At 68.5% G+C, this 12,288-nt stretch carries 13 protein-coding genes and 1 tRNA gene; 7 read left to right on the top strand and 7 right to left on the bottom strand.

Features of this window, described 5'->3' with window-relative positions:
* Positions 1–73: 73 nt before the first annotated feature.
* Positions 74–529 (bottom strand): large conductance mechanosensitive channel protein MscL, encoded by a 456-nt coding sequence (gene mscL, locus BLQ76_RS16140; protein ID WP_090675411.1) that lies wholly within the window; start codon positions 527–529, stop codon positions 74–76.
* Between the two features lie 88 nt (positions 530–617).
* On the bottom strand, positions 618–1,055 hold the full coding sequence (locus tag BLQ76_RS16135; protein WP_090675409.1) for a secondary thiamine-phosphate synthase enzyme YjbQ: 438 nt from the start codon (positions 1,053–1,055) through the stop codon (positions 618–620).
* Positions 1,056–1,177: 122 nt separating this feature from the next.
* On the opposite strand from BLQ76_RS16135, the gene BLQ76_RS16130 reads away from it, so the two are divergent.
* The 4 genes from BLQ76_RS16130 to BLQ76_RS16115 are packed head-to-tail and all read left to right on the top strand — an operon-like array spanning position 1,178 to position 4,601.
* Positions 1,178–2,179, top strand: coding sequence for an alpha/beta hydrolase fold domain-containing protein (locus tag BLQ76_RS16130; protein WP_090675407.1), 1,002 nt, complete (start codon positions 1,178–1,180; stop codon positions 2,177–2,179).
* Positions 2,180–2,211: 32 nt separating this feature from the next.
* Positions 2,212–2,565, top strand: a complete 354-nt coding sequence (locus BLQ76_RS16125; protein ID WP_090675405.1) for a DUF952 domain-containing protein — start codon at positions 2,212–2,214, stop codon at positions 2,563–2,565.
* Complete coding sequence (locus tag BLQ76_RS16120; protein WP_090675402.1) at positions 2,562–3,680, top strand: quinone-dependent dihydroorotate dehydrogenase; 1,119 nt, start codon at positions 2,562–2,564, stop codon at positions 3,678–3,680. Before BLQ76_RS16125 ends, BLQ76_RS16120 begins: the two co-directional genes overlap by 4 nt.
* Before the next feature lie 21 nt (positions 3,681–3,701).
* Complete coding sequence (locus tag BLQ76_RS16115) at positions 3,702–4,601, top strand: histone deacetylase family protein (RefSeq protein ID WP_090675399.1); 900 nt, start codon at positions 3,702–3,704, stop codon at positions 4,599–4,601.
* A 13-nt stretch (positions 4,602–4,614) separates the two neighbouring features.
* On the opposite strand, the gene BLQ76_RS16110 is transcribed toward BLQ76_RS16115, so the two are convergent.
* The 4 genes from BLQ76_RS16110 to BLQ76_RS16095 form a co-directional block, all read right to left on the bottom strand.
* Positions 4,615–4,884: a DUF6460 domain-containing protein gene (locus BLQ76_RS16110; RefSeq protein WP_090675397.1), complete on the bottom strand. Its 270-nt coding sequence runs from the start codon at positions 4,882–4,884 to the stop codon at positions 4,615–4,617.
* A gap of 70 nt (positions 4,885–4,954) precedes the next feature.
* Positions 4,955–6,616, bottom strand: coding sequence for a cisplatin damage response ATP-dependent DNA ligase (locus BLQ76_RS16105; RefSeq protein WP_090675395.1), 1,662 nt, complete (start codon positions 6,614–6,616; stop codon positions 4,955–4,957).
* A 73-nt stretch (positions 6,617–6,689) separates the two neighbouring features.
* Positions 6,690–7,487, bottom strand: coding sequence for an exonuclease domain-containing protein (locus BLQ76_RS16100; RefSeq protein ID WP_244519681.1), 798 nt, complete (start codon positions 7,485–7,487; stop codon positions 6,690–6,692).
* A 94-nt stretch (positions 7,488–7,581) separates the two neighbouring features.
* Positions 7,582–8,529, bottom strand: coding sequence for a hypothetical protein (locus BLQ76_RS16095; RefSeq protein ID WP_090675389.1), 948 nt, complete (start codon positions 8,527–8,529; stop codon positions 7,582–7,584).
* Positions 8,530–8,705: 176 nt separating this feature from the next.
* Between BLQ76_RS16095 and BLQ76_RS16090 the strand changes: the two genes are divergently transcribed.
* The 3 genes from BLQ76_RS16090 to BLQ76_RS16080 all read left to right on the top strand — a co-directional run bounded on the left by BLQ76_RS16090 (position 8,706) and on the right by BLQ76_RS16080 (position 11,965).
* Entirely contained in the window at positions 8,706–9,653 is a 948-nt protein-coding gene (locus BLQ76_RS16090) for an NAD(P)H-dependent flavin oxidoreductase (protein WP_090675386.1), read from the top strand.
* Positions 9,654–9,738: 85 nt separating this feature from the next.
* Positions 9,739–9,814, top strand: a tRNA-Thr gene (locus BLQ76_RS16085).
* A gap of 366 nt (positions 9,815–10,180) precedes the next feature.
* Entirely contained in the window at positions 10,181–11,965 is a 1,785-nt protein-coding gene (locus tag BLQ76_RS16080) for an AAA family ATPase (protein WP_090675383.1), read from the top strand.
* A gap of 16 nt (positions 11,966–11,981) precedes the next feature.
* On the opposite strand, the gene BLQ76_RS16075 is transcribed toward BLQ76_RS16080, so the two are convergent.
* A partial coding sequence (locus tag BLQ76_RS16075) for an integrase core domain-containing protein (RefSeq protein ID WP_139184032.1) occupies positions 11,982–12,288 on the bottom strand: 307 nt, incomplete at its 5' end.

The raw sequence follows: 12,288 nt of genomic DNA, 5'->3' as shown, positions 1-12,288 counted from the left end.
GGCGCCGCAAAGCGCCCTGCCGACCATCGCTGTGCTCCGCCTTCCCGGGCCCGGCGTCAACCCCCGTGGGGTGTCAGAGACCGATGCCCGGCACCTGGCCCGGACGCGCCCCGCGTCCGCTGGCCAGAAGGTCGCGGATCTCCTCCAGGAGTTCCTCCTCGCGCGGCACCTTCTTCTCCTCGGCGGGCTTGGCCTCCTCGCGGCGCTTCAGGCGGTTCATGCCCTTCACCACCAGGAACAGCACGAAGGCCACGATCACGAAGTTGATGAGAAGCGTGATGAAGTTGCCGTAGGCCAGGACAGGTCCCTGCTCGCGCGCCTGGGCCAGGCTGGTCGCGGTGACGTTGGACGACAAGGCGACGAACTTGTTGGTGAAGTCGACGCCGCCCGTGATCAGGCCGATGATCGGCATGAACAGGTCGGCCACCACCGAGTTCACGAGGCCCGAAAAGGCCGCGCCGATGATGATGCCGATGGCAAGGTCGACCATGTTGCCCTTCAGGGCGAACTCGCGAAACTCCTTGAGCACGGGTCTGTCTCCTTCACGCTAAGGTAGCCACACGAAAGAGTGACCGTGTGGAACCGTGAAGGCAACCTGCGCGGGAAACGTCACGGCGCTAGCGGCGCTTCGTCCCCAGGAAATGCAGCGCCACCTCGCGCCGGTGGGGCCGGCGGCGATGCTCGAACAGGTAGACGCCCTGCCAGGTGCCGAGCATCATGCGTCCGTTCTCCACCGGCACCGACAGGCTGACGCCGCTTAGAACCGACTTGATATGGGCGGGCATGTCGTCGGGTCCCTCGATCGTATGGACGTAGGGTGCCGTCTCGGGCGCCAGACGGTCGAAGGCGGCGAGAAGGTCCGTGCGAACGTCGGGATCGGCATTCTCCTGGATCGTCAGCGAGGCCGAGGTGTGGCGCAGGAAGATCGTCAGCAGGCCATCACCCGCCCCTTCCTCGCCCAGGCGGGCGGCGAGCGAGGCGGTGATGTCCTGAAGCCCGCGCCCGCGCGTTTCGAAGCGGAGCGTCGCGATGAACTGCTGGTCGAGCGTCTGCATGGGTCATGGATCCGCTGGGGCGTAGCGACCGCAATGCGGCGCGCTATTCTTGCCGGGGTTTCAGGCAACCGTCGGCCTTGGCCTCGGGTTGCAGGCGAAATCACAGCCGGAGCGTTTGACCCATGACCGACGAGAAACTGATCGCGGCCGCACCCTTCGCGCTGGAAGCGGGCGACGCCGAGCTGAAGCGCATCAATGCCGAGATCGAGAGCTTCCAGGCCTCGATGCCGAGCGCCTGGGACCTGCCGCTGGAAACCGTGCGCCAGGCCCGGCGCGAGGGGCGCGGCGTGTTTCCGGGGCTTCAGCCCGACCCGGATGCGAGCATCGTGAGCGTGCGCGGCCGGGCCGGCCATCCCATACCCTTGCGGATCCTGCGCCCCGCCACCCGGGCGGCGATCGGCACCTATCTCCACATCCACGGCGGCGGCTGGGTGTTCGGCGAAGCCACCGAGAACGATGCGAGGTTGCGACGCCTCGTGGAAGCGACCGGTCTTGTCAGCGTGTCGGTGGACTACCGGCTCGCGCCCGAACATCCCTTTCCGGCCGCCCCCGACGATTGCGAGGACGCGGCCCTGGCTCTTCTGCGAGGCGAGGTGGACGGCGCGCCGACCGGTCGGCTCGCCATCGGCGGCGAGTCGGCGGGCGCCCATCTCTCGGTGCTGGTCCTCCTGCGCCTGCGCGACCTCCACGACCAGACGCCGTTTCACGCCGCCAATCTCGTGGCCGGCGCCTATGATCTGTCGCTGACGCCCTCGGTGCGATCCTTCGGGTCCGAGCGCCTCGTTCTCAACACGCAGGACGTAGTGGAGTTCGTCCAGCGCTTCGTGCCCGACAGCTTGGCCTTGCGCGATCCCGCGGTCTCGCCGCTGTTTGCCGGGCTCGAACGCCTGCCGCCCGCGCTCTTCGGCGTGGGCACGCGCGACCTCCTGCTCGACGACACGCTCTTCATGGCCGCCCGCTGGCTGGCCGCGGGTAACCGGACCGAGCTCGACGTCCAGCCCGACGGTTGCCATGTCTACCAGGCCTTCGCCTCGGAGGCCGCGCGGCGCTCGGAGGCTTTGATGGCAGCCTTTCTCCTGCGCCATCTCGGCGACGCTTCGTCCCGCGTCCTCTCGCAGGATTGATTTTCGCCCCTCCCTCTGGCACCGCGAGAGGCATGAGCCCGCACGCCCCGATCTACAAGCTCCTGTCCCGCACACTCTGGCTCGAGGCCGAGGATCGCGGCCGTTTCGAGGGATCGACCGTCGATCTTCAGGACGGCTTCATCCACTTCTCGACGGCGGCGCAGGTGCGCGAGACGGCCGCCAAGCACTTCGCGGACGAGCGCGCGCTGGTAATGGTGGCGGTGGACCCGGCCGTGCTCGGCGCGGCGTTGCGCTGGGAGCCCTCGCGCGGGGGCGCCCTGTTCCCCCATCTCTACGAGCCACTCGATCTCGATGCGGTGCTGTATGTCGAGGACATCGACTACCGCGACGGCGACGGTCACCACTTCCCGGACAGCCTCCGGTGAGCCGGCTCTATCGCTTCGCCCGGCCGGTTCTCTTCGCGCTCGACCCCGAACGCGCCCACGGTCTGTCGCTGGAAGCGCTGAAGCGCGGCCTCTTCAAGCGTCAGGACCTGCCGCTGGACGCGCGGTTGCGCGTCGAGGTGGCGGGGCTGCGCTTTCCCAACCCGCTAGGTCTGGCGGCCGGCTACGACAAGAACGCCGAGGCGCCCGATGCGCTGCTGAGGCTCGGCTTCGGCTTCGTCGAGATCGGCACCGTCACGCCCCAGCCGCAGGAGGGCAACGAGCGGCCCCGCATCTTCCGGCTGCCGGAGTCCTTTGCGGTGATCAACCGTCTCGGCTTCAACAACGAGGGCCATGCCGACGTTGCCGAGCGCCTCGAGGCGAGACGCCGGCGCGGCGGCATCGTGGGTGTCAACATCGGCGCCAACAAGGACACGAGCGACCGGATCGGCGACTATGTCGCCGGCATCCATCGCTTCCTGCCGCTCTCCTCCTACCTCACCGTCAACATCTCCTCGCCCAACACGCCGGGCCTGCGCGATCTGCAGAAGGGTTCGTCGCTGGATGAGCTTCTAGAGCATTCGGTTGCCGCGCGCGACGGGGCGGCCGCGATCCTGGCCGAGGAGCGTCGTCCCCTCTTCGTGAAGGTCGCGCCCGACCTGTCGCGAGACGAGATCGAGGCGATCGCCGAGACCGCGCTGCGTCGCAAGGTGGACGGGCTGATCGTGTCCAACACGACGCTTTCGCGTCAGGGCGTCGAGGGCCGGCGCTTCGCCAACGAGACGGGCGGCCTTTCGGGGCGCCCGCTCTTTTCGCGCTCGACCTACGCGCTGGCCGCCTTCCGCCGCGCGCTCGGCTCCGACTTCCCCCTGATCGGAGCGGGCGGGGTCGAGAGCGCACGCACCGCGCTCGGCAAGATGGAGGCTGGCGCCGATCTCGTGCAGCTCTACACGTCGCTGATCTATGGCGGCCCGGAACTCCCGATCCGCATTCTCAACGGCATGATCCGCTATCTCGACAAGACCGGCTCCGACACGATCCGCCAGATCCGGGACACCAAGGTCGACGAGATCCTGGCCCGCGACCCTCCGCTCGGCTGGGAGGTGCAGCGCGCCTGACGCCGAGCGCGCGGTCGCCCGATGCCCCCGCTGATCCACCATCCCGCGTTCGACGCCGAGTTCGATCCCGCGCACCGCTTTCCGATGCGCAAGTTCACGCGGCTCGCCGAGATCCTGGTGGAAGACGGGCTCGTGGCGCCCGGCGGCTTCGAGGTGCCCGCCCCCGCGCTTTCCGCCTGGCTGGAACTTGCGCACGACCCGTTCTACGTCGAGGCGGTTCTGACGCAGAGCGTTTCGCGCGAGCGCGAAAAGCTGATCGGCTTCCCGGTCGATGCGCGTGTCGCGATGCGCTCGCGCTGCGCCGTGGGCGGGACGCTGCTGGCGGCGCGCCTAGCGCTGGAGGGCGGACTCGCCTGCAACACGGCGGGTGGGAGCCATCATGCGGGCCCAAGTGGGGGTGCGGGCTTCTCGGTGTTCAACGACGTGGCGGTGGCCGCGCACGTGCTTCTGGCCGAGGGCGACGTCAGCCGCGTCCTCGTCTTCGACTGCGACGTTCATCAGGGCGACGGAACGGCGCGCATCTTCGCCGAAGATCCGGCCGTGTTCACGCTGTCGATGCATGCCGAGCGCAACTATCCGACCGAAAAGGCGCGCTCCGATCTCGACGTCGCCCTGCCCGACGGCCTGGAGGACGACGCCTATCTCGCGCTTCTGCCGGACCTTCTGGACCGGGCGATCCGCGAGGCACGGCCCGACATCGTCTTCTACAATGCGGGCGTCGATCCGCACCGCGACGACCGGCTGGGCCGCCTCGCCTTGAGCGACGCAGGATTGGCGGAGCGGGACCGGCGCGTGATCGGCACCTGCCGCGAGCGCGGCCTGCCGATCGCCGGCGTCATCGGCGGCGGCTACTCGCGCGATATCGAGGCGTTGGCCCGGCGCCACTCGATCCTGCACCGCGTCGCCGCCGAGTTCGGTTGACGGGTTCGAAGCCTCAGCCGCGCCCCGTCTTCAGGAGGCGGGAGACGAGAAAGATCGGCACCACGATCACCGCGCCCAGCACGAAATACTCCCAGGCCCGGCCAAGCGAGCCGAAGATCGAGATCCAGGTATAGCGCACGAGGTCCACGACCCAGTCGACGAGGTCGAGCGGGCGCAGATCCAGCCAGGACAGGAGAATGCCGACCAAGAGCGAGATGATCGCGAGCCGGACGATCACCGACAGCGGCGAGCCGCCGAGAAAGCGCGTGACCTGACCCGACATGACGATCCTTGATGCAAGAGACGAAGCGGCCCTGACGTAGAGAGCGACCGTGGCGGATGCAAGGAAGCGGTCAGGCCGGCAGCATGCGCTGCAGCGTCTCCAGCCGGTCGGCTTCGGCGGCGGGCTTGTCCCAGCGCAGGCGCGAGACGCGCGGGAAACGCATGGCGACGCCCGACTTGTGGCGCGGCGAGCGCTGGAGGCCCTCGAAGGCGATCTCCAGCACCAGCCCCTCGTCGCGCGTGGCGCGCACCGAGCGCACCGGTCCGAAGCGCTCGGTCGTGTGATCGCGCACGTACTTGTCGAGTTGCTTCAGCTCGGCATCCGTGAAGCCGAAATACGCCTTGCCGACCGGCACGAGCTCGCCCGCGCCCTCCGGTCCCGTCCAGACGCCGAACGTGTAGTCGGAGTAGAAGGACGAGCGCTTGCCGTGGCCGCGCTGCGCGTACATGAGAACCGCGTCGATGACGTGTGGATCCTGCTTCCACTTGAACCAGGGCCCCTTCGGGCGGCCGGGCACGTAGGCGCTGTCCCAGCGCTTCAGCATCAGCCCCTCGATCACCGCGTGCGGGGGATGGCTGCGAGCGCGCGCCAGATCGTCGAAGGTCTGGAAGGGGATGAAGGGCGACACATCGAAGCGCGTCGGCTCGAGCTTGGTCATGAAGCGATCGAGCCGCTCGCGCCGCTCGCGGAAGGGCAGCGCGCGCAGGTCGTCCGCGCCGTCCTGCAGGAGGTCGTAGACACGCAGGAACACCGGATGCTTGCGCTGGACCGCGAGCGACACGCTCTTGCGGTTGAGGCGCTGCTGGAGATCCGAAAAGGTGCCGACCACGATGTCGTCGCGCAAGACCGAGCCGTGCGGGTCAAGAAGCGGCTCGCCGCCGCCGCCCGGTCGCGCGACGAGAAGCTCGCCGTCGATCGAGCCCTCGAACTCCATCGCCTCGGCCAGATCCGGGAAGGCGGCCGAGATGTCGTCGCCGGTGCGCGAGTAGAGGCGCCGGACGCCCGCCTCGCAGGTCGCCTGGACGCGGATGCCGTCCCACTTCCACTCGGCCGCGTAGTGATCGGGATCGATGCGGCCGTAGTCCGGCTCCTCCAGCGGCTGCGAGAGCATGACGGGACGAAACGGGCTTCGGGCCGCCGAGACGGGCTTGTCGGCGCGCCCTTCCAGCCAGTCGAAAAGCGCGAGGTACGGCGCGTCGAGCCCGTGCCACATCTCCTCGATCTCGGTGATGTCCTTGCCCCCGAAGTCGGCCAATGCCTGTTTGGCGAGGCGCGAGGAGGCGCCGACGCGCAACTGCCCCGTCACGAGCTTCAGAAGCGCGTAGCGGCCCGAGGAGTCCAGCCGGTCGAGCCACTCGGCGACGAGCTTCGGCCCCTCGATCCGCGTCGCTCCCTCCAGCGTTCCGATCACCTCGGAGAGCGAGGGCACGTCGTTGCGCAAGGGACCCGTGCCGTCGTGCGGCGCCGGCCAGACGAGCGCGATCGTCTCGGCGAGATCGCCGACATAGTCGTAGGAGTAGCCGAACAGGACCTCGTCCATGCGGTCGAGCATGAGGTCGCGCAGCATGGCCGGCTTGACCGAGCGGATGTCGAGCTCGCCCGTCAGCGCCGCCAGCGCCCAGCCGCGCTCGGGATCGGGCACGGCGCGAAAGTAGTCGGCAATCAGCTTGAGCTTGCCGTTGCGCGAGGGCGTCAGGACCAGGCGGTCGAGGAGTTCGGCAAAGCGCTGCACGGCGGGTCGCGGGGCCTTGAGGTCGCATTCGGGCGATAGGAGATAGCGCCGGCGCGGTCCGGCACCAGACGCGCTACTCGGCGGCGGCGGCCTCCAACGCGCGACCACGCAGGCGAAGACGCAGGTGGTGGCGAGCCGTGTAGACGGCATCGGCCTCCATGCCCGGTTCCGCCACCAGCCACTCCAGATAGTCGGTCGGGACCTCGGCCAGGCTCAGACCCTTGTGCCGGCCGAAGCGCAGGCGCGCGAGCAGTGCGGGCTCGGCGGAAACGCGCTCCGCGCGGTCCAGGAAGTCGGCCGCGTCGCGGCAGCGCGGCAGGAGTTCGGCCGAGATCCGACGCAGGAGGACCGCGGTGCACAGCGCATCGTAGAGTGCGCGATGGGCGTGCAGCCCCTCCATCAGCGGCCGGACGTCGGATAGGTCGAGAGGCAGGTACTTGACCAGCGACTGGAGGCCGTGCGCGCGGCAGCCGGGAAAGGCGCGCAGCGCCAGCTTGTAGGTGCAGAGCCAGCGGCCGGGCAGGCGCAGGCGTGCCCGGTCGAAGCTCGCGCGCTGGGCGGCGTAGGTCGAGGCGCCCGCAAAGCGCCCGATCACATCCGCAAAGGCCGGTGCCCCCTCCAGCATCTCGTCGCTGATATGGTGGACACGCCGGGCGTGCGGGTTGATCGGAACGCCGGCCGGATCGCACAGCGTTTCCAACGGGTTGAAGATGCGGCCCGTGGCGAGATCGACGTCCACCGAGCCGATCTCGATCACCGCGTCCTCCTCCAGCCGTTGGCCGGCGGTCTCGGTGTCGATGACGCGGACCACCGTGTCGACGGCGGCAAACAGGTCGGGCGTGCGGGGGCTGGCGGGAAAGAGATCGCTCATCAGACGCATCTAGTTCGGGCATCCCCCGCCCGCCGGCAAGGGTGCGCGAGGCCGGCCGCGCTGATCGGGCGCGGATGGGAGGCCCGACGGGCGACTAGTTGCCCGACAGCGTCAGAACCGCGAAGCCCGTCCCCCCGTCGGCGCCGATGAGATGGACCTGGTTCCCGACCTCGACCGCCAGGCCCGACCGGTTGGCGGCCGCCTCCTCCACCGCATCCCGATCGTAGCCCCGGGCCGGCTCTCCCGCCGAGCGCAGGCGTCCGAGGTAGACCGAGGTCTGATCCGTCAAAGGCTCCAGGCGCAGATCGAGCGCCTCGCCGGTGACCTGTTCCAGCGTCGGCGCGCCGCTCTCGTCGCGGCCGATGCGGCAGCGCTGCGTCGGCTCGGTCACAACGCGGCCTTCGCGAAAGCGCCGCCACGTGCAGTCGACGTCGCCGGACGAGATGTCGAGCGGGGCGACCACCTGTTCATCCTCGGAGCCCATGTTCGCGAGCGCCGCCGCCGCGCTTCGGGCGACGCGCGCACCCCCTTCGGCACCGCTTCCCGCCCCTTCGCCTTCGCCCAACTCCCGACGCACGCGCTCGGGCAGCTCGATCAGCGCCTCGCGATCGGCGTCACTCAGGAGCGTGAGGCTGGTATCGCATTCCTCGGCGCAACGCCCCCCGAAGGGCAGCGACGCTTCCGGCGGCTCCGATGCCGTGTCCGCCGCGGCGACCCGCCAGGTCGAGCCCGTGACGATCGCAGTGTCGGGCGCCATGGCACCAAAGACGCAGAGCGCGCTGCGGCCTGCCTGCGGCCGGCCTTCCGCTGCCCCGTCGCTCCCGTCGGTTCCCGCCCGAAACGGACGCACGTGGGCCACCGGCATCTCGAGGATCCGGCCGCCGGCGCGCCGGCAGGCATCGGCCCCTTCCGCACGGCCCCCGTCCCACAGGATCTCGGGGGACAGGTCCGCCGCCGAGGCGGTGGTGGCGAGCGGGGAATGGACCATCATCACGATCGCAGCCCATCCCGCGCCGATACCCCAGCCCTTCGCATGCGTCATGCCGTTCCCCTCGCCGTCCCCTTGCGCCCGCGTGCTCTCTGGCGGCGAAAGACGACATTTTTAGGCGCATGGCAGCTCGGCTCGTCTCGCCCCGACGCCGGTCGCGTCGCGCGGCGCTTGGCATCCGGCATCGCGCGGGGTAGCACTTTGACGTAAACGTCAATCGAGGTCCGCCCATGCCGCTTCCCGCCATTCTCGAAGGTCGGCTTCGCCTGCCGGTGATCGCGGCTCCGCTGTTCATCATCTCGAACCCCGCCCTGGTGATCGCGCAATGCCGGGCGGGCGTCGTGGGCTCGTTTCCCGCCCTCAACGCCCGGCCCGCCGAGCAGCTCGACGAATGGCTGCACGAGATCCGCGAGGCGCTGCAGCCGGCGGCGGCGGGTGGCCGCATGTCCGCGCCCTTCGCGGTGAACCAGATCGTCCACCGGTCCAACGAGCGCCTGGAACGGGATCTGCGCGTCTGCGTCGACCACAAGGTTCCCATCGTGATCACCTCGCTCGGAGCGGTCGAGGAGGTGAACCAGGCGGTCCATGCCTATGGCGGCATCGTTCTTCACGACGTGATCAACGATCGCTTCGCGCACAAGGCCGTGGACAAGGGCGCCGATGGGCTGATCGCGGTCGCCACCGGAGCGGGTGGCCATGCCGGAACGCTATCGCCCTTCGCCCTGATCGGCGAGATCCGGCGCTGGTTCGAGGGTCCCCTTTTTCTGTCCGGCGCGATCGCAACCGGCGCCGGCGTTCTGGCGGCGGAAGCGATCGGTGCCGACGGCGCCTATATCGGCTCGGCCTTTATCGCGACCGAGGAAGCGCGCGCCGAGGCGACCTACAAGCAGGCCGTGGTCGACGGGCGGGCGGCCGATATCGTCTACACCAATCTCTTCACCGGCGTTCACGGCAACTACCTGCGCCGATCGATCGAAGCCGCTGGGCTCGATCCGGACGCGCTACCCCAAAGCGACCCGAGCGCGATGAACTTCGGCGCGGGCGCGGCCAAGGCTTGGCGCGACATCTGGGGCTCGGGCCAGGGCATCGGCGCGGTGGACGCCGTGGTCCCGGCCGCCGCCCTCGTGGAGCGGCTTGCAAACGAGTACGAGGCGGCGCGCCGACGCCTTCGCCGATGACGCCCATCGGTGCGTCGTCGTTTTCGGCTTGTCTTCGGCGACGCCCGGCGCTATGAGACCCCCGTTCCCCGGCCAAGCCGGGCGGGCCGCTTTAGCTCAGTCGGTAGAGCACATCATTCGTAATGATGGGGTCAGGTGTTCGAGTCACCTAAGCGGCACCATTCTAACTTCCCTTACTTGTTGACGTTTTAGCCACTCGACGAACGAGTCCGTTGCCCTGATCCGATCCGCGGGGGCAAGTTGGGGGCAAATCGAATTTCAAAGCATTCCGTTCACAAGTCTGAACGAAGGGTTGCGACGGTCGCTCGAACTGGCTGAGTTTAGGAAAACTTCTCGGAAACGCTGCTTCAATGTCGCCTCGGATCGGGGGTGCTGGACGGACTCAGCCTGCGCTAGTCTTCTCCTCGACCCCAGAGGGTGCGTCGACCGTGGAAGAGGCTGAGACTACGAGGGCTCGGTGACTGCGGACCATCGATAAGCAGCACCCACCCCCCGCCCTTCCCGTTCCCGATCGCCAAGGTGGCCCTGTGTCTTCCGACGCCGCGAGTCCGTACGACGTCCTAATTTCCGAAACCCAGATCTACGACGAGAGCCTGCAGCCTGTTCTTGCGGGCCTGGAGTATGCCTCTCTCGATCTCCTGCTGAAGGGCGGTCCGCCTGCCGCCGGCTCGATCCTGACCGACTTCGGCCTGTGGGCCGAGTCCATCCGTCGACGTCGTCTGCTCTCTGACGATGGTGAACTCCGCCTCCTCGTCGCCTCCACCGACTTGCCGACGCGTGCCATCCTGAGCGACCTGCGGGATCACATGCCGGCCGGCAACGACAGGCAGCGGCTTGAGTACTGGCTCGCGATCTATGGCGACGTCGATGCGGCCAAGGACTTGTACCGCCGGTACCATGCGTCGGTGGACCTACGAGCCGCATTCGTGATCGGTCTGGTGCACCATGCGAAGGCGATTACGGGGAACGCCGCCTGGTCGTGGCATCCCGGTGTCGAGATCTGGATCCTGATCCGCGGTGCGGGCGAACTCGCCACGCGCATCTCCTTGCAGTCGAGTGCCGTCAACGCGGTCTGCGACTGGCGGGATGCGATCAGGCGCCCAAGTCCGCAGGAGGAGCACGCGGCGGCCGAAAGGGCATGGCTTCGGGATCTCGTGACGATCGCCAGGACAAAGGCCTTCGAGCGCGAAATGGAGAAGTCCGAAAACGTCGAGGTCAAGACGGAATCCGTCGTCGAGCCGGCACCCGCAACCGAGGCCGAAGACTACGTCGGCCCGGACGACCCGAACCGGTACTTCCGTGCTGGGTCCGGGCTGCTGTGGGATCTCCACCTCAACGAGGTCGTCGACGAGACCTCGGACGAGCCTCCCGAGGAACGGGCGGCGCGGATCAGGTCACACGTGGCGAAGGTGACGGCGGAGCGGAAGGCGGCGCGGCCCGACCGTCCCACGGCGGCATATCCTCACTTGGTCGTCCTCGCTGACCTGCAGCCCTCGGGCGGCGACGCGAAGGCGCCCGGCGGAGGCGACAACGAATTGATCCGGCATCTGGGATCGATCTCCGGCCGTCACCTGGACCTTACCTGTGCGCCAAGGGACGTTGCTGGGATCGCCCGGACGCTCGGTGACGCCTGGCCGCATGCCCGTTGTGTAATCGACCGGATCCTCCGGGACGTCCAGCCCGGCGAGCCGATCCGCTTCCGCCCGACGCTACTCGTCGGCAGGCCTGGGTCCGGAAAGACGAGCTTGGTCCGCGAGATCGGGACGGCTTTGGGCATGGCGACCACGGTCTACCCGTGCGCGTCCGTCTCCGACAACTCCTTCGGCGGCACGCCGGCGCAGTGGGGTACCAGGCGTGCTTCGACGCCTCTTGAAGCAATCCGGGCAGCGAATCTTGCAAACCCGGTCCTGGTGTTGGACGAGATCGAGAAGACGGGTACCGGCGGCAACCACGGTTCTCTCCTGACGTCGCTCCTGCCGATGCTCGAACGGCACACGGCCTCGGCGTATTTCGAGGTCGGCATCGAGCGCCCTGCCGACCTTTCGTACGTTGGCTTCCTGGCGACCGCGAATAGCCTCGACGGCGTGCCCGCTCCGCTGCGGGACCGCTTCCGGGTGATCGAAATGCCCGACGCCCGCCCGGAACATCTCGGCGATCTCGCTCGTCGGATCGTCATGGATATTGCGATCGATGCCGGCATGGACCCTGCGTGGAGCCCGCCGCTGGCCCACGACGAGCTTGGAGTGATTCGCAAGATGTGGGGGGGCGGTTCCCTCCGCCGGCTCAAGACGGCAATGGCCTGCCCCGGTTAGGTGGCCCGGTTTCAATCTAATGCATGGTGGGCTTGCAGGCGACGGTAGAGGTGGCCGGCGAAGCAGGTTGGGGTGGCGCAGCCGGCCACGGCACGGTGGCTGGAGCGGGTGGCCGGTAGCCGAGCGAGGAGTGCGGTCGCTTGGTGTTGTAGTGGCAGCGCCAGCTCTCGATGACGATCCGGGCTTCGGCTAGGCTGTAGAAGATCTCGCCGTTGAGGAGTTCGTCGCGGAGCTTGGAGTTGAAGCTTTCGCAATAACCGTTCTCCCAGGGGCTGCCCGGCTCGATGAACGCGGTCCTGGCCCCGACCGCCGCGATCCACTCG

It is taken from the genome of Aureimonas jatrophae (assembly GCF_900104035.1).
GTDB lineage: Bacteria > Pseudomonadota > Alphaproteobacteria > Rhizobiales > Rhizobiaceae > Aureimonas > Aureimonas jatrophae.
Note: the sequence above shows the minus strand (reverse complement) of the source record. Positions and strands in the feature narration are given on the sequence as shown.